Here is a 23,026-nt window from a genome sequence, read left to right as displayed (position 1 = left end):
TCTTAATTTGGAATCACGCTTTTCAATTATATAATTATTTGTTTTCTCTCAACTGCTGGTTTAGATACTGTAGAAGTAGAATTCCGTATGACTAACTTAGGATCATAAACTTTTTGTTTATTTTTGAACGCCTCATTTTCCCGTTTTTCTACTGCATCAACAATCCATTTCGCGGCCTCAATTCCCATATCTGTCTTAGGATGTGTAACAGATGTTAACTTTGTCTCAGAAGCCTCTGCTAAGTATGAATTATCATATCCTACAATAGACATATGTTCAGGAACTTTCATTTTAAGATCTCTTAAAAGGTTCAATACCTGTAAAGCAACTTCATCATTGTAGCAGACAATTGCAGTCGGTCGGGTTGATGCCTCTTTCAAAAGAGTCATCATTTTAAAAATAAAACCCTTTTCCTCTGTTGTGTATGTTACAAACATATCCGGGAAAAATGGTATGTTGTTTTCTCGAAATGCACGAATAAATCCCTGCATACGATTTAACCCTTGTAAATCATCACTTTTAAACAAGCCTATAATTTTCTTATGTCCTTGTTTAATTAAGTGATCAGTGGCAATATAACCACCCTTTTCATCATCTAAAATAATGTTGGCAGGATTTAACTGTGGGTAAATTTGGTTAATCATAAGATATGGGATATTTTTTTGTTCCATTTCCAAATAATAATGTAGATTAGGATTGTAGCTACTGCTTCTTGTAGGTTCCACAATTAACCCATCTATATTATGATTAATCATTGTTTCAATGCATTGCTTTTCCTTTTCAGGATCATTGTCTGTACAAGCGAATGTTAACGAATAACCGCGTGTTGTTAAATAGGATTCAATTCCTTTGATAATAGAGGGGAAGATATAGTCAGAAATATACGTGGTGATTACACCAATTGTTTTACCAGCTGAATTGCTTTTCGATTGTGGCTGTCCCTGAATTAATTGGGTCGAGCAAAAAGTTCCTGCTCCTTGTTCTCTATACAACCAGCCGTCATGCACAAGATCACCAACAGCCTGTCGAACCGTATGCCTACTAACCTCAAACATTTTTACTAATTCGTTTTCTGAATAAATTTTCTCTCCAGGTAAAACCTTACCATTTACAATCCATTCTTTAATTTTTTCTTTCACCATGCTAACCTTTGTTTGCTGTGCCATTATGTCACCACTTTCAGCTTGTATGTCTCTAGTTAAAGTTATTCGTACAACTAATTTTATTATACAACATAAACGTACAAATTTGAAATGAAACAATAATTTATTCTTCTTTTGTATGGTTAATTGTATGGGTAGTTATAAAAAGGACTGGTATCTTTGACATTTGTAGCCAAAACCAGTCCTTTTCCATCAGATTATAATGGTTTATTAATCATTCTTACGCCATATATACCACCTGCTATTTTTCCTTCAGTTGAAACAAATCTCACTTCAATCTTTTCTTTTCCTTCTGTTAATGAAAAGGGGATAGGATATACAACAGCAAAAAGTTTATCAGACTTTTGACCTTTAAGTGTTTGTCGTACAAGTTCTTCCCCCTCTATCAATATATGAAAATCCCTTTCATAAGCTTTACCATCTAGATGTAAAACTCGATCTCCTCCAAAGTAAGTAACATGCAAGTACATCTCAATTTCAGGATCAACAGCTAATTCGTAGCTAAAATACCCATTATCACGACTATCTCGAAAGCCTCTATGAACAAGGTTTAAATAGCCTGAATGGGAGTTTACTGTTTTGATAGCATGATCCACTTCCGGCTGTTGTTCATTTGGTTGGACAGCATCTATTGTGATACTTTCTAGTTTCTCTGTTTCACTTTGTTCTTTGTTTAAAAACTCAACATATTTTTCGTTGTCCATTACATCCCAGTACAACGTATACCTCTGATGATGAAGAGCATAAAAAGGGATAAGTGTCATCTTAAGATTCCCTGGTTGTCCGATAGCCTCTGTTTCAAAACATAATGAGGAGCCTTCGAGTGGCTTGATCACTTTTGTTAAATCTTTTTCACTCGTTACTAGAGTTGGGACATCGATCAAGGGGTGATTATTAAGCTTTAAATGGTCATCTAGAATATCACTCATAGGGAACCTTTCTGTTCCTAGAGCTCCCGCAAGAACGATAGGACCGTACATAAAAGCTACCTTTGTTTCTTCATCTTTCGATTTGTATGAATGCAAATTCATTGGAATAAACAGTTCAATTACATCTCCATCATTCCAACAGCCGCTTACTTCAAGATATCCTTTATCCGCTCTAGCAATTGTTTGTTTACTATTGATAGCCGCAGTTAGCTCACCAGATATCCAATATGGTACACGAATTTGAAACGTCAACAACTCATCTTTTGCTTCTACGATCGTTAACTTTGATATAGGGGCTTCAGGAAATGTTGTTTCTTGTTTAATTGATATATTTTTTTCTACTAGATGTATTTCAGAGGCAATAAATAAGTTTACAAACAATTGATTTTCAGTCTGATGATAAATGCTTCTAGTATATCTTGCAGGATTTTCCATTCCAGTCCCAGTACAACACCAGAAAGAATCATCATGGGAACAATAAACTTTAAAATGACCTGGTTGAGTTGACACAAAGTAGGTTTTCATTCCTGTTTCTGGATCCTGTGATGCTAGAATATGGTTATATAACGCTCTTTCATAATAATCCATATATTTTGATTGATGAGTCCATTTATATAAATGCTCAGTAAGCTTCATCATATTATAGGTATTACATGTTTCGGTTGTTGTTATACCAAGCTCCTCAGAGTTTTCAATACCAAAATGTTCATTTTTGGAATTCCCACCTATTACATATGAGCGGTTTTCTGTGACTTGCTCCCAAAAGAATAACGAAGCATCTCGATAATATGCTTCTCCTGTGATTTCATATAGTTTTGCAGCACCAATTACTTTTGGAATTTGTGTATTTGCGTGTTTTCCTTCTAGTTCATCAATTCCTTTTGATAATGGATCTAGAATAGCTTTATGACAGAATCTAACGGCAAGATCAAGGTAATCTTTGTTACTAGTAATTAAATAAAGATCTGCCATTGCTTCATTCATTCCGCCATGCTCACAAATTAACATTCTTTGAAATTCTCCATCTGTTAAGTTATCTGTTCCTTGTTTGGCCCAATTTGCAAGTTTTAGCACAACTTCTAGTGCCTTCTGATTTTGACAAATGTTGTACGCATCGATAAGACCTGCATATATTTTGTGGATGCTGTACCACGGCACCCATGAATTCCCTAAGCTAAAATGCGATACTTCAAAATCCCCGCCTGCAAAGACTCGATCATAGCAATCTCTTGGGAAACCACTAACATATCCATAGGGATCCTGTGATTGAACATAGGCAAGTTCATCTACAGCGTAATCTAGTTTTTCTTTTAATTTTTCATCTCTAGTAACCGAATACATTGTTGCAGCAGCTGATAGCCAATGTCCAATCGAATGACCGCTAATCCCCATTGTTTCCCATCCACCATAGCGAGGTTTCTTGGGAGTTAATGAAGCGGCAACATAACAAGACGCAACAAGTCGATCTACATCTAAAGAAAGGAGGAACTCTTTTCCAATTCTTTCTGAATCTTTAAAAATACCATCTAAAAGCCTAACATTACTCATTAAACGTCACCTCTTTATACGTTTTTTAATAGAACTTTTCTGGTAACAAATAAAAAAACAATAACCTTAAATGAGACTAATACTCTATTTGTCTATTTTTAAAAGTATTGATGCATGAGGCGATAAATCATACCGAATCTCACTGTTAACGGATGCTAACTGCTTTTCACTCCATAAATCTCTTGGTTGAACTTCCTCCTTGGAAACTTGTAGTTCGCCAAGTGATACAGAAACAGTTTGTTTTCTATCAGATATATTAAAGAGTGCCACATAGATTTCGTTATTACCTTCTGCAGTCCATACAACTTTGTCATGTTTGCGATATACCTGTCGGGCACTATGACTTGTTCTATGCATCTTCAGTACTTCTTCATTTGTAAGTAGAGACAGTGTCCATTCATCGTTATCTCTTAATTCTCCACCAAACATCAGTGGAGAGCGAAAAATTGACCAAAGCGTCATCATCGTGATTTGCTCGTCTTTTGTAAATCTTGTAAATCGGTCACTTGCTCCACCATCCACAGAACGAATACCAATATGTCCTAGTGGCAACATGTCGGCGTCTGGCCAAAATCCTGGACCACTATTTTTACTCCATTTATAGCATCGATCAAACATGTTATAGAGAAGCTCCCAAAGGTCCCAAAAATCATCTGTCATTCTCCACATATTTGCATTTTCTTCTAATAAGCTTGCATGCTCTAATGGAGCGGGTCCAGGTGATAAACTTAACACCATTGGTCGCCCGCAACGATCGATCGCTTTTCTAATCATTTTTATCTCTTCAGTATGTGCTCCGTAGAGTTTCGAATCGGCAATATCATCTACCTTAACAAAATCCACTTCCCACTCAGCATAAAGCTTAAACAGGGAATCATAGTATTCTTGCGCACCTTCTTTTGTTTCGTCTATACCATACATGTCTGTATTCCATGGACAAATAGAGTTAGGCCTTGCAATCTCCCTTGCTGTTTTATTACTACCAAGTATTTTTGTATTTTGATGAACAGCTTGTCGAGGAATACCTCTCATAATGTGGATACCAAATTTCAAACCAAGATTGTGTATGTAATCTGCTAACGGTTTAAAGCCGTTCCCATTCTCAGCAGATGGAAACCGATTAACCGCCGGCACTAACCTTGAATATTCATCCATTTCTAACGGAACAAACGGACGATAAGCAGAAGAAACAGCTCCAGGCTCTGACCATTGAATGTCCACCACAACATACTCCCAGCCATGCTGAAGCAGATGCTTTGCCATGTAATCTGCGTTTCCTTTCACTTCATCTTCTCTTACTGTAGCACCGTAACAATCCCAACTATTCCAGCCCATTGGTGGCGTTAAAGCATATTGATGATGCTTCAATTTTCATCCTTCCTTTCTAAATTGGCTATTCTTTGTAAAGTCCTGATACCGAAGTTATACTTATATTTAATATTGTAAAAACTAAAAGGAGCAGACTATTAGTTTGTTATATTCTTTTTCCTTTTCCAAAAGATAAATAAGCCAATGCTCAAACCTAAAACTAACCCACCAAACAATACTAGATATAAAGAATTCATAGCAGAAACTGGTGAATTTTCATTGGCTAATTTGCTTCCCCAAATTGAAATCCCCTCAGATGATTGTGCAGTGAAAGTCATTATATAACTCTCTGATGCTTGCTCCCATTGACGAACAAATACTCCGTTATACGTTTTACCATCAAGATGCAATGCCACCTCATGCTCACCATCTAATTTCCATGTACCTTCAACTCCACCAGTAATCGTGCCATCCTTATTTAGACGAATAGAAACTGATTCTTTCATTTCTGAACTAATGTCTTTACCATGGTTAATAAAATGATAATCACCGTTAAGCTCTGATTTTTTTACTGTTTCTAACTCTTCCCCAGCATAGCGATAAGGGGAAACAACCGGCCAGCCTTGAGAATTCATATACATTTTGTGCACGCGCACCTCATGTTGTTCTCCTCTTTCTGGGAAACGAGTATGGAAAATTAGATATTGCTCCCCCTTTTTTTCATCATAATAAACAGAATTATGGCCTGGTGAAATATATCCAGTTCCAATTTCACCTTCTTTACTTTCAAATAAAAAGTTTCCCATTAACTTCACACCATAAGGCTCAATTGACGCATCATCAAATAATGGAAGTGATGGATCCGCTTTGGCATGAATCATGTCATTTCCTTCTGCATCCACATATGGTCCATCTGGGTTTTCTGACCTAACAACACGCATGTTATAGCCCCCAATTGCATCAAGGCCGCCAAATGATAAATACATATAATAATAGTCTGTTTCTTTGCTGTATTGAATATATGAAGCTTCTATTCTACTGTGATTTCCTCCAAGCAATTTCTTACCATAACCTTGATCTGGAAAAGGCTTACCCGTTTTTGGATCCATTTTTAGAATGAAAATTCCTCCTGAATAAGAGCCATATGTCATCCACAGCCTTCCATCCTTATCAAAAAATGTATCAGGATCAACTGTATTTGGATGGACTGTTGCATCGTAAATTGTGCCATCTTCACTTTCTTCGTCCCACATACCTGATTTAAGAATAATTCCTAAATCTTTATAAGGTCCTTCTACTGAATCAGCAACCGCCACTCCAAGTGCTGATCGTGGAGAATCTCCTTTACACGCATTGTAGTACATGTAGAACTTACCATCCTCAAGCTGAATAACATCCGCAGCCCACAATGTATCTGATTGTGACCATTCAAACGTTTCTTTCAATTCCTCCACTACGTTTTCAAATAAAGGATTTGCAGGATTAACTTCTGATGAGATTTGCTCCCATTTCATAAAGTCTTTTGTTTTTGCCGCAGCTAAATGAGATCCAAATATATAATAAGTGTCATCTACCCTTAATACAGAAGGATCATGTACAGAAACTTCTTCAAAAACAGGAATTTCGTTTGCCTGAACTTTATGATCTGAGGTAATGGCAGTTCCTGATATAACAAAACCAACTGCACAAAATAACACTAAAAATCTTTGATAAACAGACCTTTTCATTCTCCCCCTTCTCCTCTCCTCTTATAATGAAGTTTCATCATCTTGTATGAACATGCTTATCTTTCCACTTTTCGAAACAGGTTAACTATAGGATAGAAATTAGCTTAACAGCCTTTTATGTAAGCGCTTCTCAATATCATTTTAATCATATTATACATATACGTACATGTCAATCAATTTTGATAATTCGTATGTACAAGATAAACGATAAAGAAGCTTCAATCCTTATGTAAAGATTGAAGCTTCTTCTCATTAACTAAGTATACTTGCTGCCGGAAGAACTGAAGTGTCTATTTAATTATTTATTTTAGTTCCTGCCAATTCTCGATAATCAGTTCTGCTTGATTTTTTAAAGTTGATTTAGCATTTTCAGTAATATGATCTTTCTTCTTTCTATGATCTAGTTGTTTAATAAACTTTTCGATAAACTGAATACCTTTTTTGTAAGAGCCTTTCTCTGCATGATGTTGAGCTTGTTTTAACGAATTTTTTAATTGTGCTTCAACTGATCCATTTACTTCTCCGTTTTCAATAAAAAGATTCAGAGTGTGATTTAGCTCATTTAATTCACCTGGTAGCTTTATCTCTGGCACAGAAACATCTTCCCAGTTTGTATCCGAAGCGAAATAATAGCTTGTATAAGAAGGTTGATTATAACCAACATTTTGCCACGCGATTCCAGTCCGATATTGTGGGTCATGCATGAGCGTGTGAAGCTTGCGATCTGTCACCTCTGTACTTAAGTAAATTCGAATTAACTGGCTATCTTCTGTTCGGACAAGAAGTTCTTCTCTCCAATCCCCGAAAATATCTGCAACTAAAGATGGATTTCCTTTCGTGTAATTATTTGTTCTTGTTCCAGAAGCTGTTAGCACTGTTCCCTTTTGCCAATCGCCTATCGTTGGTGTATTTTCAATAGCTCCATTAATAATTTGAGTTGTCATATCAGCAGCCCACTTGATATTCATATTTGTTCCAGGGGCTTTTTCATTAATCTTTGTTCCATCTGCGGTCCATAGACCAACAGCCCAAGTTTCCAAACCTGGTTGCTCTGGATTAACATCTCCAACCATCCCTCGGCCGGTATCTTTACCAGTATAACCGCCATAAATAACTTCACCAGTTTTAGCATCTCTTAACGCATAGCCATACGGCGCATATCGTCCACCTTCATGAACCATAAAGATCTCTAGTCCATCTCGGTTTGGATCAATATCTGCAACATGTAGTGCATCACCGTGACCTAGGCCTGCTGTTACTCCTGGAGTTGCACTTTCTTCTGGCATGACATCACTAGAGCTATATAATAGTGAACCATCATGATCGATTGTAGATGAGCCATAGATAATTTCTTGTTTGCCATCTCCATCTACATCTGCTGTACTTAAAGAATGTGCACCTTGTGTTGTTAAGGTACCATACTCCTCACTCGTACCTAGACGTCCATGTGGTCCATCATTAAACGGATTTGTCATTGGTGTCCAACCACTATCAACATCCCATTCTTCTTTAAGGTGCTTTCCATCCCAAGTATATGAAACCATTGTTGCTCTTGTATAATAACCTCGTGAGAAAATAGCTGCTGGATTTTTCCCATCCAAATAAGCAACTCCCGCTAAAAAGCGATCAACCCGATTTCCAGGCTCGATGCGTGACATTGCGTAATCGCCCCACATAAGTCCATCATCATGGCGTTCATATTTGTAACGAATGGTTTCCATTTCATCTCCTGTTTCACCATTGAAAACACTTAAATATTCAGGACCTTTTACAATAAAACCTTCAAAGTCTCTTAAATCGTTACGAGAACTCCTACTAGGAGCGTATTCATCAATAAAATAGTCTGCTAAACTTTGAGCATCCTCTGTAGAAAGCGGATAATCATATTGCTTCTCAATTCCAAAGCATTCTTCCAACGTTATAGGCCAATTACCATTTACAACTTCTTCATGGTTATGCCAATTTTTAAACATCTCTACTACGTGATTATAATAGTCTTCACTACTCATTCTGTAATCATCTGAGTTGCTATAACCGGCTTTTTGATCTTCTTTTAACATTGTAATAAATTTCTCAGATTTTACTTTTCCATTTTTATCATACTTAATCACTTTCGTACCTGGAGCTGTTTTAAACATTAATTCAGACTTACCGTCTCCATCAAAATCGTAAACTAAAAACTGTGTGTAATGAGCTCCTGAACGAATGTTAACACCTAAATCGATACGATATAGCAAAGTCCCATCCATCGTATAACAATCTATATAGGTATTACCTGTATACCCCTTTTGTGAAACATCTTTTGAATTTGTTGGATCCCATTTCACAAAAAATTCGTATTGTCCGTCACCATCAACATCACCAACACTCATATCATTTGCCGTATAAGAATAGGATTCTCCACTAGGAGTAACTCCATCTGCTGGCTTTTGAAGTTTTAAATCAACATAGCCTTGGCTCCAAGGTGTTGCTTCTGCACTTTGATCAATTTCCTTTCCATCCTGAACAGCTTTTACATAATATTTAGAAGATGATAAACCGGCTTCGTCTACAAAATTCGTACTATCTTTTACTGTTGCTATTTTTTTCCCATCTCGGTAAACATTAAAGTTGACTCCAGTTAAACCGTTCTCCGAGTATCCGTCAACTTCAGTTCCTAAAAGGCGCCAGCTTAAAAAGATTCCTTGTGATGTATTTGCGGCAACCAGTCCTCTATCAAGGTACTCTAGTTGAACCCCGTTACTTTGAGAAACATGTTTATTTGCCTGTGAAGATGCAGCTGAGGCATCACTTTGTAATCCTGTTAAAAGGAGGGGTGTTGCCAGTGATAACGTTAATAGTTTATTTGTAATAGAACGTTTCCTCATTTTTCCATCACCTTTCGATAATTAATAGAATAAGTGTGTTGTAATTGAGGCAAGATGATTACGAATGAGTTAAGTATGAATATAATAGGATGTTAATCAGGTTTATTATTTGATATCATTACAACAAAACTTTTGCTCTGCGAATAACTCTCACTCAATTTTTAACGATAGTTGTTACACGAAATCAACTAACCAATTCGACAAAACCTACCTTACCTTCACACCTCCTCATTAGAAGTGAGTCCAATAATGTAACCCCTTACATTATTGGACTTACTAATCGTTAAATCTCTTACAGTGTAATGCAAATACTATAGAGAAAACATGTAAATAACAGGGTTAAACGTATAAAAAACAGTGATGATAACGATAAAAAACTATGATTTTTTTATAAGTGATTCGTATGTACCTAGTATTTTTTATAAGAGGTAAATATGTACTAGGTGCCTGCCACTTTCCGAAGTTTGTCAGATTTTGTTCTCTTACAAAAACAAAAAAGACGCTCACTCTCAAAAGAGGTGAAGCGCCTAATTTCGATCAATTATGATCTTTCTAACAGCTTACTACCTAATACTTCATCCATTAATTGCTTTGTCTTATTCGTTAGGAGCATAACCTTTTTTTCCTCAGGATTTGTTAGATATTCCTTTTCCCAGTTGTAAAATGATGGTCCATCGCCATACATCCTTATATTTCTTTGAACTGTTTCTAACGTATATAAAGTTAACATCACATTTGTTAAACAATCATTATCGTAAAATCCAACCCACTTCTCATTCATGGGCTCTTGCATGATGTTCATTGTTTCTTTTATTTCTTCTATCGCCTGATGAAGAAGTAAATAAGCCTCTCGATACTCTTTTTCTTGAAACATTTCAAATGCTCTAGAAAAATAGTAGAGTGCAAAGCAGCCATTTTTATGAATAAGCACTTGAATAAGGAACTGATCATTGATTCTTTTTTGTACTATACAATCTGCCTCTTTTACTAGTTGGTTAACATTTTTAGTTAACGTGTCCCACTCAGAAAGTTTTGACTCTACCTTTTGCTTAAACCATTCAAATTGCTCTTTTATATCAATTTCTCCTGTGGCCCACCATAAATTTTTACCACTCTGTTTTCCGTGAGAAATAATCCATTGATGAGCAAGGTTACGAATTGTAAAATGATAAAATTGCTCCCCAGCCCGTTCATCATCAGCAAGTCCGTACTGAATAATAGCATCGAAATAGTCATTTATATTCCGACTCATTTCATCACTATAGGCAGGATAATATCTAGTAGCAAATTCGTCTAAAAATGCACCACTATCCACTCTACCTTTATTCCACATGCGGCTAACGAAATCGAGAAAATAGATATGAGGTCTAATATTCCCACAGTTCACAATTAAAAATTCACACATCTGAGAATCAAATACCTCACCTAACTCACTATTAACAAAAGCTGTAGTGTTAGGTAGCATCGTTAAATGGTTTGAAGCTTGCAGATCATAAAAGGTTACATGATAGTAAATGCCATGAGGACCTAGATCATTCTGTTCGGGAATAGAAGGGATTCTAGGATTATGATTTCCTTGTCTTCTAGACACCATTTTCCCATATCCGCTGTCAGCCCATATTTTTATCACTCCCGGCGGTAATTCTAGCAATCCTTTTTTGTATAATTCTGTTATCTCACCGTATAAATTCACACAGCAAATTGGATCCTTTTGATATTGAGCAATCAATTCGTATTGATCGCTCATAATCTTAGAAATGAGTGCTCCTCGCTTCTCGTCTGTATCAAACGTAGGATCATCAGCCCAGAAAGGACGATCACCCTGCCCTCTAAAGCCGATATTCCAGATGACCTTATCATTTTGCTGCTGGATAATTGCATCCTTCCATAATTCCTTAAATAAATCACCATTCTCACTATAAGAAGGATTTTTATCAGGATATACCCTAGAAAACATATGAGCTCCTAGGGGCTCTGCATGGTGATGTGTGATCCAAAGCCCCATCTTCCTGGCAATATCTTTATAGAGAGGATTTTGAATGTCAGTTCCGGGAATGACCATATTTCCTTTGCATCTTATCAATGCCTCAAAAGCCATTTCCCATACGTACGTGTTGGATTGTTGATATTTCCACGTTGAAATAAGGACTTCATCATTGATAAACCAGCCCCTGAATCTAACCTTTGCCACTTCTGATAAATACGGAACAGCTCTTATCTTAACGTTTGCTTTTGGTGAAGGTTCACAATCATTCCAAAACCAAAACTTATCAACACCAAGATATGCTTCACTTATATGAAGGATAGCATAGATTATTCCTAATTCATCTGCAGAAATGACGCTCATTTGTGTCAAGTCATCAGAAAACTGAATAGAGAACTGCTCTTCGTTTAGGTTGTCATGATTCTTTTCATTGAGTTTGAATAAAATGGTCGTTTGTTCCTCACCAGTTTCTGCTCGAAATACTTTGTTTTTATCTCGAGTCAACACATTTAAAAAACACTCAATACTTTCGAGTTTTGGACCATCATATTCAAAACAAGTTTCTTTACTGAATAAAAAGGATGTACCTTCAATCATAGACTGTTCCACTTTAAATAGCCCACCCTGGTAAATAATCCTTCGTGTTTTTTAGCATCTCATCAAACAGTTCCTCCGCTTCTTCGCGACTAACTGTTAGCAACGGCTCGTTCACAAATGTATTCAATGCCAGCTGTTTATCTTTTGTCAAAGCAGCCTGCAAAGTAGACTCTTGATTTAACACATGACGGTGAACCATATTGTGAATATCTAGCGGAAGCTTCCCTGCAAACACAGGTTGAACTGTGTTATTGCGGAATAATGCATTTGTTTCTACAATCGCCCCTATAGGTAACCCTTCAATTTGGCCTTTATTAGGATAATTTACGTTCGTGACAACTTCTTCTACTCCTAACAATGCTAAAATAATCTTAACCCCTTCTTCTCCTGAAGAATATATCTCAAACTTCTGATTCCCTTCAGCTAACTCCTCATTCTCACTGATTCTCTTTATTAAATTCTCCTTACGAAAATCAACGGATGTTAGATGAAACTTCCAGGAAGAAACTGTTTCTGGATCTTTTAAATAAATAGGTGGCATAAATTCAGCTAAATGACGATCACCAGCAGCTGCTATAACCCCATATTTTTTAAACAAATCAAATTTCACTCTCTGGCATGATGAAAAAACACTGTTCTTCCAGCTTCCTTCTTCTTTTTCAAAGCCCGTTTCAGCATACTTTTCTGCAAACTGCTGATAATATGGTATTAAGTCAATATTTTGATAGCTTGCTTGATTCACCCATGTAAAATGATTGATTCCAAGAACATTTACTTTAATGTCTGAACGCTGCGCTACCTCTTCGTTTAAAAATTCTTTTACTACCTCCGCTAAAAGATTTTGGGTTTCAAATACTTCATGACAGCAACCAAATGCTTTAATTTCAGGAAACACCTCGTAAAGTGTACGAGTACAAAGTGACATTGGGTTCGTATAATTAATTACCCATGCATCTTTCGCATGTTGCTTAATAGAATTTGCTATTTCAACGTACATTGGTATTGTTCGAAGTGCCCTGACGAATCCACCAGGTCCGACTGTATCGCCAACAGATTGATAAACACCATATTTTTCAGGGGTATGAACATCAGATGCCATCTCCTCAAAAGAACCAGGTAAAATTGATATAATAACAAAATCACTTTCAGACAGTGCTTCTTCCATGGTCGAAACAGCTTCATATTTCCAATTACTCTTTGCTTCTTCAAGCTGTGAAATTTGATTTCCTATTTTTGCGTTTTGAACAGCTGCATCATAATTTAGATCATAAAGACTCACAGTGCCTGATATTCTACTTTCTAATGCTAGATCATTCATCAAACTTCGTGCCCAGCTCTTTGAACCTCCACCGATATAAGCAATTTTAAGTGAATGTAGATTTGTCATATTTCCCTTATCCCCTTTGCATATATTTGTTGTTAAAATTGAATCACTTTGTGTTCATATGGACCTATGACGCATTTCCCCTTAGAAACTATTCTTCCTGTTATTGCATCTTTTCCAGCGGTTGGAAGGGTAACAGCTCCTCCCTTGCCATCCATATTAACAATTACCCAAATGACTTCATCCATTTTCCCCGCTCTTGGTGCGACAATTGTTCCTTCTGAAACATCTGTTTTCACTAAAACACTAGCTTCTTCCGCATAATGAGTTAAACATTTCTTCAGTAAAATATCTCCTTCATCACCAATTGGTAATGAACCAAGCATCACTATTTTCCCTTTACCACGCTTGCGTTCAGTGATAAAAGCATGACCTTCTGAGATTCCGTCTTGTATTCTACCTACTATTTCTGCTTTTTTCGGTTCAAAAACTGAGCTCCATATGCTTAAAGGAGCTACCAATCCCATAAAATCTCCTTTAGACTCTGTCCCATCCATTGGATACGTATATAATGTTTCAACACCTGCTTGCTCCTCTAATGGACCTAATGCTGCATTAGTATGAATTGTGTGGTGAGCTGTTCTTCCCCCTGTAAGAGGACCAACAATCCAAATCCCTCCATTTTCAACAAATGTGGTTGCTTTATTTAAATAGTCTTCTGATAGGTAATGGATGAAAGGGGTGAATAATAACTTATAACCCCTCAAACTAGCATTCTCAGGTATAAGATCTCGATGAAAGCCTGCTGACAGTATTTTTTCGTAAAAATCAATTACAAGTGACCGATAATCTAAACCGGCATGTGGCTCTGTTTTTAAGAAGGCTTTTGCTACGTCCGAATAAGTTATAGCTACTTCTGCTTGTAAAGGTGTTGAAGCCAAAATAGTAGATTCGATTTCCTTCCTAGCTGCTTCCACCTCTTTAACATTTTCAAACCCAACAGTTGGTTTCCCCCATGCACTGATCACCGATCCATGTGGTTGTTCACAGCCAGTTCGCTGTTGTCTCCAAAGCCAATAACAAAATGCCTCTCCTCCTAACGCATAAGCTGCAACTGCTTCAGCTTTTAAATAACCATTTGGATGTGGAGCTGCGTGACTCTCAAGTGATGCACTGTGTGAAGGACTTGTTTCCATAATCCAATAATCTCGACCGGATTTAAAATTTCTCCATAAATCACAATTAAATAAATATGAAGGGAAATTTTTCTTCTGTGCATACGTATCAAACGATGCAAAATCGAGGTTTTCATATAATCTCTCATTATTAACATGAAAAAATGTCGTACTGTTATGAGTAATAGGTGCTTGTGAATATTTTCGGATAATGGCTGCTTGTTCATCAGAAAATTCTGCTATTTTTTCATATGAAAATAGCTGATACATCGTTTTCAGAGATGAATTATGAAGAAACGGTGTTGCAATAGGTTGAGGAACTTGATCAAATCGGTGATAATATTGACTCCAAATATGAGTACCCCAGGCATCATTCAGATTATCAATTGTTCCATACCGTTCTTCCAACCATTGATGCCATAATTCTCTGCAAGTTTCACACATGCACTCACTAACATGGCATTTAAACTCATTATCAAGCTGCCATGAGATTAACCCAGGAAGATGGCTAACTGCCTTTGCAATTTCCTCAGTAATAATTGCAGCTTTTTCACGAAAGTGAGCATTATTAGTACAGACATGCTGACGTGATCCATGTCCCATTACTCGACCATTTCCATCAACAAACATCCGCTCTGGGTGATTGTGAGTTAACCAGATAGGTGGTGTCGGAGTTGGGGTACACATCACAGTCTCAATTCCATGTTCATAAAACTTCTCAATGATCTTCACAAAAAAATCAAGCTCAATCTTTCCCTCTTCCTTTTCCATCGTTGACCAAGCAAACTCACCGATTCTAACAACATTAATTCCCGCTTCAACCATCAGCTTTAAATCTTCTTCAATTGTTTCTTCGTTCCATAGTTCAGGGTAATATGCTGCACCATGATATAATTTTTTTCTCATTCTACCGAACTCCTACTATAAGAAATTTTTTTCTTACTAAGACTGGCGCTCTATCTCTCTTTAGTTCATCATCTCTAAAAAGGAAAAACCACGAAAACGTGGTTTAAAATTATTGTTTTAAATGAGAAACAACAGGCAATTGAAGCTCCTTCATCCCCTCTATAACCAACTTCCCAATTTCTAAAGCTCCGTCTTCACTAAAATGGGTGTTATCTTCAATCCCATCTGGATAATTATGATGAACATTTGGTAGCAAAATAGTGAATAATCTTTTAGAATCCTCTATCCCAAAACGTTCGTATAATTCTTTTGTTTTTGCCCACATATCGATTAAAGGTACATCTAACCTTGCTGCTAATTGCCTCATTGCCTCGGGATATTCTCCTAATGTATTCTCAATTTTTCCGTCTTCGGTAAATGTACGTCGTTGGACAGAAGTTAGTAAAATAGGAATCGCTTTCTTCTCCCGAGCCCCAAGAATATATTGAGCTAAATGCTCTTGATAAGAGGTATATGGTTCTGTTCCATATGACTTTTGATCGTTATGACCAAATTGAATAAATAAATAGTCATTTGGTTTCATTTGCTCCAAAATAGCTTGAAGTCTACCTTCTTCTATAAAACTATTAGAGCTTCTTCCTCCCATTGCTTCGTTTTGAATTCTAATATTGTCTATAAAGAAGGTATGAAATAATTGTCCCCAGCCAGCCATTGGTGCCTCTGCCTCAGGACAATTAGCAGCAGTGGAATCTCCTGCTATATAAATCGTTTGTTTATCAACAGTCACTTTTTCAACCCTCCTCCCTGACATTTCATTTCATTAGCAATATACCTTTTTATTACTTTTTACTAATTCTGCTAAAAAGACGAGTGTTAACCCTTGGCCCCAACCTTGAATACGCTTATATGGTACATTTTTATATCCTTCTGCATCATTCATAACGGCTGTTCCAGCTGAAACCTTTGAGACCTTTCCATCTTCTTCAATTTCGTTGACAATACCCTCGATCGATTTTTGAATATACTTATTATAAAGACTTCCTCTAGTAAGAAGTGCCGCTGCAATGGCTGATGAACCCGAAATTTCATAGTACGACGAAGGATCATCAACGATTGTACGCCATAACCCGTTTTCAGCTTGAAGTCTCACTAACGCACTTAATTGATCTCGTAACGTGCAGTCAATAATCATGTAAGAAGGATCTTGAACATCAACTAACTCTAATGCTTTCGCCATCGTTAAAGCTGCCCACCCATTACCACGAGCCCAATAGATTGATGACATATGATTTTTTGCAATATTGTCCCAGCCATGATAATAAAGATTTGTAAGAGAATCTTGCAGAAAATCTTCATGACCATGATATTGTTTTAATCCATCTCTAAAGTAATCTTCTCGGTCTAGCAATCGACCAACTCTTAGTAGAAATAAACCTGCCATCATCATCGTATCCACCCAAGCCTGTTCTGGAAAAACATGCTTTACTGAATTTACTGTATGTTGAAAGATTCCATCAGCAAAACGTGGCGCATCATGTTGAAGGTACTCTGCCATTTCTTTTATAACAGTTAAATATTTTTCATCTTCTGTTACATTGTACAAAGTAATAAGACAATGACCGATCGACACTCCATTTATAGAAAGTTTAGGCAAACCATCTTCAAGCCATTCATCAACCCAATTTTTTAATAGATCAATATATTCTTGTTTTTCTGTTGCTTCATAGGCTGCTGCTACACCATAAAAAGCAACACCTCCGGGCCAATCCCAGCTAAAATCCATTTCAAATGTACGTTTGACAACTCTATCTAGTAATTCAGTTATTTCAGCTTCCTCAAATTGTAGTTTTGGCATGTAAAACCCCTCCGTTGACTATTGATTATTTTGTAGAATTTCGTTAGCTTGCTTTCTAAATTTCTTTGCTCCTTCTTCAGGTGTTATCTTCCTAAATAAAATCTCATCAGAAATATCTTTCAACACCTTCATTACCTGTGAGCTTCCTACTGGATCTGGTGGGTAAAATTCATCTGTCATTGATTTTGCTTTCTCTACATAGTTTAGAATCTTCATTTCCCCTTCAGTAAGAACTGGTTTAATGGCTTCAGATACTTTTGATGAAACCGGCACTCCTCGTTCACCCTTCATTAACTTATTGGCTTCTACATTAGAAACGAAATAATGAATAAATTTTGCTGCTTCTTCTTTATGCTTTGAACTTTTTGGAACAGAAAATAGCATACTTGGTTTTAAGAATAATGCCTTATTTTCAAGATGTTCAGGTGGCAAGTGAAGCGTTAACGGTGCATTTGTTAACGGATCAAAGCTAGCATATTGATTGGAGTAATTCCAGGTGATTGCTGTACTTCCTGTTACGATAAAATCTGTTTCCATCGTTCTTCCCGCAGCGACCACCTCATCCGGGGTAGGAAATGCACCTTCATCAATTAACCTTAGTTGTCTATAAAAATAATCAATAAACAATTGATCATCAGAATAAGCAAGCGCTGTTCCTTCATTATTATAGAATTGCTCTCCTTTTGTTCTTAAATAATATGGAAAGAAAATATCTGGTGGATGCATCCCATTAGATCCATAAACTCCTGCTGTTTTCTTTATATCCACTGCAATCTGCTCCATATCATCCCAAGTCCAACTATCTTCATCAATCGTGACGCCTGCTATATTCATTAATATGTCATTAGAAATAACAGATAAAACATTGATCCCTATTGTAAATCCGAATAATTTGTCACCTATCTTACCGCTGTTTACTATGCTTTTATCAATGGAAGAAACGTCAATGATCCCCTTTTCGACATATGGAGATAAATCTTCTAGTAAGCCTTTCTCACCATATTGAGACAAAAAAGCCATATCCATCTGAAGCACATCTGGAAGTTGATTCCCCGCGGCCATCGGCTCTAAATTATTCCAATAGTCATCCCAGTTTGCAAACTCCGGTTCAATATTAATGTTTGGATGTTCAGCTTCAAACATTTCAATAATTTTAGTTGTATATTCATGTCTTGGCTGACCTCCCCACCATGCTACTTTAATCGTAATATCCTCTTCCTCCATTACATCTCTTTGCGATTGCTCCTCTGAGTTGCAAGAAGTGAGGGTAAACATCACTATAAGGGTCAGGGTAAAAAACAAATACTTTTTCATAAAGACCACCTTTTTTGTAAGTGTTTACACAAAATAGTTTAATAGGTTTTCTATCTACTTTTAATGTAATTTCTAGAGAAGAATGTTTAAAAATCAGAGTAATATGAAGAAAACCTATTATAATTGTAAGCATTTACATTAAGTAGGTCTACTTGAAAAAGAACCAATTATTCCTGATTGATTAATTCCTGCCTCTTTCCATTTTGTACTATGCGCTCTTGTTGCTTATCATTGATTTTCTGAAAAGCATTCATTGCAGGCCTTGTTATTAGAAGAGCTACTAAATTTCCACTGCATATTAGAAGTAATGGTGGAGCAAAAGAAAGCAAGATCATCAAGCCTGCTCCACACACTAGCATCATTAAAGTTGATAATGGATTCATGATCATAACAAAAAACGAGTTTTTTAGAACCTGCAGGACCTTCATTTCATAATGCACATACATTGGAAAAACATATAGCAACATGCATACAAATAAAATAGAAAGAATTAAAAAAGGAACGGATAATAGCTGTTGTATGAATGAAGAAGCCTGTTTCAGATAATACACATCAATTATTAGCACAATACCTATCAATGTAAGAATCATTCCAAGAATATTACTTTTTATAAACTCTTTTTTATACGCCTTCCAAAATGTTGAAGAGATAGAAAAGTTCATTTCTCGTAATGACCACCTTCTCACAACCGAAAACATAGCAGCTGTCGCAGGAAAAAAACCAAAAATTCCTAATCCAAGGATAGAAAAGAAGATCCATAAAATATTTAATAGCGCCAATCTTGAAATCCATTCCAACACATTATGAACACCACCTAAAAATCCATGAGTCTCCATTCTAATCCGCTCCATTCCCTTTTTAATTTTTCCACAAAGAGTGTTAGAGGGTTAGCTCTTAAGCTTAACCCTTTAATCCACTTGTACTGATTCCTTCCACAACATGTCTTTGGAATAAGAAAAAAACAACGAATACCGGTATTAATGTGACAATAGACATTGCAAACATGGCACCCCAGTTTGAAACTGTTTCATTACTTAAAAACATATTTAATGCCATAGAAACTGTATATTTATCAGGGCTATTTAAATATAAAACCGGTCCTAATAAATTATCCCAAGTCCAATAAAACGAGAAGATTGCTGCTGTAGCCAAAGCTGGTCTAATTAACGGAAGGATAATCTTATAAAAAATTTTAAATGTACTACACCCATCAATTGTAGCTGCTTCATCAAGCTCTCTTGGGATAGTCCTGATAAATTGGACTAAGAGAAAAATGAAAAACGGATGTCCGAAATAGGCTGGTACAGCAATCGGCTTAATCGAATCAAGCCAACCTAATTTAGAAAAAATAATGTATTGCGGAATCATAACAACCTCATAAGGTAGCATTAATGTGACCATCATAATCGCAAACCAAAAGTTTTTCCCTACAAACTCCAGTCTAGCGAAGCCAAACGCGATAAAAGCAGATGATATGACTTGACCAATCATCGTTAAAATAACAAGTACTACTGTGTTTTTAATAAAAACGCCAAACGAATTACCACCGATTCCTTCCCAGCCTTGACTAAAATTTGTTAAGATCCAAGGATCAGGAATTAAAGATTTTGCTGTTACAAAGATTGTTTCACTTGGTTTAAAGGAGCTCATTAACAGCCAAATAACAGGATAAAGCATTAACAAAGCAAATCCGCCAACCAAGATATGATAAATCCACCATTTTGGTTTTTTCATCTTAGGAACTGAAATCCCTTTTGTTTGAGGGACTGTTTTTACATTCGTATTTGTTTCCATAAAGATTATTTCCCTCCCTCAGATTCATAGTGAACCCAATACTTCGATGAGAAAAATATGAGTGCAGTTAATAGTCCAACAATAATTAACATCACCCAGGCCATCGCAGATGCATACCCCATATTAAAGAATTCGAAGCCTTGAATGAAAAGATAGAGTGAGTAAAGAAGTGTACCATCTAACGGACCACCAGTACCTTTTGAAATAATAAAGGCAGGTACAAATGTCATAAATGCAGCAATTGTTTGCATGATTGTGTTAAACAGTATAACTGGACTTAGCATAGGCAGAGTGATTTTCGTAAACTTTTGCCAATGGCTTGCACCATCTACGCTTGCAGCCTCGTAATATGTTACTGGAATGCTTTTTAATCCAGCTAAGAAAATTAACATCGATGATCCAAACTGCCATACAGATAATAAAATTAACATCCACAGTGCAGCTGTAGGATCTCCAAACCAACGAACATCGGGAATACCTAAAAAGCCTAAAAGTAAGTTAACAATTCCCTCATCACCAAATATATTTCGCCACATGATTGCTACCGCTACACTACCACCTATTAAAGAGGGTAAATAAAATAATGAACGATATAAACCAACTGCTCTTGATGCTGTATTTAAGATCATGGCAATTAAAAGAGCGAATCCTAAACGTAGCGGAACACCTGCAAATACATAGATAAGAGTCACTTTAAGAGATTGCCAGTATCTTGGATCGGCTGTAAACATTTTTTTATAGTTTTCAAGCCCAATCCACGTTGGTGGAGCAAACAAATTATATTTTGTAAAAGAAAAATATAATGAGGTTAAGATTGGGATAAACGTAAACGCTAAAAACCCAATGATAAAGGGACTGATAAATAAATAGCCTTTTACACTTTGCTTCATAGCGCGTGCACTCATAGAATCATTTCCTTTCTCCAGAACTGAATTGGCAGTAAGACTGATAGCTGATCGTACAATTGATCAGCTATCAGGTCATTAAGCACTATTTATTTTGAGCTAAAATGCTTTCTGCTTGCTGTCTAAATTGTTTAGCTGCATCTTCTACTTTTAACTGACCATAATTCATTTGTTCAGATAAACTGTCGAGCATCTCAATGATTTCACCTGCTCCAACTGGATCTGGACCATCAAATGCCGAGCTGTTTTGTTCAGCCCATTCAACACTATCAAACACTTGAACTTGTTCAGGAGAAAGTACTGGTTTAAGAGCTTCTTTCACCACTGATGAACCTGGGATACCACGGTCACCTAAGATTAATTTGTTTGCTTCCTCATTGTTTACGAAGAAGTCAATAAATTTAGCTGCTGCTTCTTTATGCTCGGAGTTTTCAGCAACAGACCAAAACATACTTGGTTTCAAATATAATCCATCACTTGTGTTAGGCCCCGGCATGTTTTGAATTTTTAGTGGTCTGTTTGCAACTTGCTGTAATCCTACGAATTGATTTGACCATTGCCAAATACCAATTGCTTCTTGTTTTACTACTGGATCATCTTCAAGACCTTTTAACTGAGCTAAGTAGTCAGGAGTAGGTGCTGCACCATCTTTCACTGTATCTGAAGCCATCGTAAAGAAGTCAATGAACATTTGATCATCATCATATCCTAATGATGCACCATCTTTACCAAATAATGATTTCCCTTGAGTTCTTAAATAGTAGTTAAAGAATACGTCCGATTTCATTGTAGTATCAACAAATATTCCAGCATCTTTCGCTTTTGCTGCTAATTCTTTGTAATCATCCCAAGTCCAATCTTCAGCTAAAGAATCGACTCCAGCTTTCTTTAATAATTCTTCATCATAATGGAAACCAACAACGTTAACCCCTAAGTTAAAGCCATATAACTTGTCATCAAGTTTTCCACCATTGATATAATTGTCCGTAAAATTCGTTGTATCAATTTGATTTCCAACATAAGGTGATAAATCAGCTAACTGACCATTTTCAGCGTACTGTGAAAAGTAAGAAAGATCCATTTGAATAATATCAGGTAATTGTTGAGCTGAGGCCTGAGGTGCTAACTTCTTCCAATAGTCATCCCAGCTTGCATATTCTGCTTGAATTTTAATACCCGGATTTTCTTTTTCGAACATTTCGATTACTTTTAGTGTGTAATCATGTCGAGGTTCAGAACCCCACCATGCAATACGAAGTGTTACTTCTTCATCTTTACCACCCTCTGATCCTGAATCAGAAGAAGATTCACCAGAAGTACTTCCACTACAAGCTGCTAATGAAAATACCATAAAAACCGACATAAAAATTGCCAACCACTTCTTCATTTAACATCCCCCTTGTATTCGTTTTTAAAAATCATTGTTAACGCTTACAACCTTTATTTTATAGGGTTTATCAAACTATTAAAATGTAAAAAACAGATAAGAGTGTTTAAAAAACAGTGAATTCTGACTACTTTTTCAAATTAGAAAAACTTGGCTTATCGCCAAGTCATAATGGCGAAAGCCTTAGTTTTTCTTATACTATCATCCATAAAAACATAAACTTTGATAGTACAAAAAGGACTG

Annotated in this window: 15 protein-coding genes; all 15 read right to left on the bottom strand. The window is 36.4% G+C overall.

All coding sequences use genetic code 11. The annotated features are described in order from the left end of the window. Positions 1 to 26: 26 nt before the first annotated feature. The gene (locus LPC09_RS06200; protein ID WP_098796562.1) at positions 27 to 1,166 is read right to left on the bottom strand and encodes a GntR family transcriptional regulator; all 1,140 of its coding nucleotides are present in this window, start codon (positions 1,164 to 1,166) and stop codon (positions 27 to 29) included. A 194-nt stretch (positions 1,167 to 1,360) separates the two neighbouring features. Further along, positions 1,361 to 3,640, bottom strand: a complete 2,280-nt coding sequence (locus LPC09_RS06195; protein ID WP_098796563.1) for a glycoside hydrolase family 127 protein — start codon at positions 3,638 to 3,640, stop codon at positions 1,361 to 1,363. Positions 3,641 to 3,724: 84 nt separating this feature from the next. Then, entirely contained in the window at positions 3,725 to 5,008 is a 1,284-nt protein-coding gene (locus LPC09_RS06190) for a glycoside hydrolase family 27 protein (RefSeq protein ID WP_098796564.1), read from the bottom strand. A 98-nt stretch (positions 5,009 to 5,106) separates the two neighbouring features. Then, the gene (locus LPC09_RS06185) at positions 5,107 to 6,675 is read right to left on the bottom strand and encodes an arabinan endo-1,5-alpha-L-arabinosidase AbnB (RefSeq protein WP_098796565.1); all 1,569 of its coding nucleotides are present in this window, start codon (positions 6,673 to 6,675) and stop codon (positions 5,107 to 5,109) included. Between the two features lie 302 nt (positions 6,676 to 6,977). Beyond that, positions 6,978 to 9,542: a rhamnogalacturonan lyase gene (locus tag LPC09_RS06180; protein ID WP_098796566.1), complete on the bottom strand. Its 2,565-nt coding sequence runs from the start codon at positions 9,540 to 9,542 to the stop codon at positions 6,978 to 6,980. 541 nt (positions 9,543 to 10,083) lie between these two features. Then, positions 10,084 to 12,135 (bottom strand): glycosyl hydrolase 115 family protein, encoded by a 2,052-nt coding sequence (locus LPC09_RS06175; RefSeq protein ID WP_231309222.1) that lies wholly within the window; start codon positions 12,133 to 12,135, stop codon positions 10,084 to 10,086. Between the two features lies 1 nt (position 12,136). Then, on the bottom strand, positions 12,137 to 13,510 hold the full coding sequence (locus tag LPC09_RS06170) for a family 4 glycosyl hydrolase (protein ID WP_098796568.1): 1,374 nt from the start codon (positions 13,508 to 13,510) through the stop codon (positions 12,137 to 12,139). A 32-nt stretch (positions 13,511 to 13,542) separates the two neighbouring features. Continuing rightward, entirely contained in the window at positions 13,543 to 15,528 is a 1,986-nt protein-coding gene (locus LPC09_RS06165; RefSeq protein ID WP_231309221.1) for a beta-galactosidase, read from the bottom strand. Positions 15,529 to 15,637: 109 nt separating this feature from the next. After that, positions 15,638 to 16,315 (bottom strand): rhamnogalacturonan acetylesterase, encoded by a 678-nt coding sequence (locus LPC09_RS06160; RefSeq protein ID WP_442920018.1) that lies wholly within the window; start codon positions 16,313 to 16,315, stop codon positions 15,638 to 15,640. 33 nt (positions 16,316 to 16,348) lie between these two features. Next, positions 16,349 to 17,383, bottom strand: coding sequence for a glycoside hydrolase family 88/105 protein (locus tag LPC09_RS06155; RefSeq protein ID WP_231309219.1), 1,035 nt, complete (start codon positions 17,381 to 17,383; stop codon positions 16,349 to 16,351). Positions 17,384 to 17,401: 18 nt separating this feature from the next. Then, the gene (locus tag LPC09_RS06150; protein WP_098796572.1) at positions 17,402 to 18,697 is read right to left on the bottom strand and encodes an ABC transporter substrate-binding protein; all 1,296 of its coding nucleotides are present in this window, start codon (positions 18,695 to 18,697) and stop codon (positions 17,402 to 17,404) included. A 167-nt stretch (positions 18,698 to 18,864) separates the two neighbouring features. Beyond that, positions 18,865 to 19,533, bottom strand: a complete 669-nt coding sequence (locus LPC09_RS06145) for a YesL family protein (protein WP_176551034.1) — start codon at positions 19,531 to 19,533, stop codon at positions 18,865 to 18,867. Positions 19,534 to 19,597: 64 nt separating this feature from the next. After that, positions 19,598 to 20,431: a carbohydrate ABC transporter permease gene (locus LPC09_RS06140; protein WP_098796633.1), complete on the bottom strand. Its 834-nt coding sequence runs from the start codon at positions 20,429 to 20,431 to the stop codon at positions 19,598 to 19,600. Positions 20,432 to 20,496: 65 nt separating this feature from the next. Further along, a complete protein-coding gene (locus tag LPC09_RS06135) occupies positions 20,497 to 21,396 on the bottom strand; it encodes a carbohydrate ABC transporter permease (protein ID WP_098796574.1) in 900 nt (299 codons plus the stop codon). Between the two features lie 85 nt (positions 21,397 to 21,481). After that, positions 21,482 to 22,783, bottom strand: a complete 1,302-nt coding sequence (locus LPC09_RS06130; protein WP_231309218.1) for an ABC transporter substrate-binding protein — start codon at positions 22,781 to 22,783, stop codon at positions 21,482 to 21,484. Positions 22,784 to 23,026: the final 243 nt, after the last annotated feature.

The organism is Metabacillus sp. B2-18, assembly GCF_021117275.1.
Taxonomy (GTDB): Bacteria; Bacillota; Bacilli; order Bacillales; family Bacillaceae; genus Metabacillus.
The sequence above is the reverse complement of the archived record's forward strand: the minus strand, read 5'-3'. Positions and strand labels throughout refer to the sequence as shown.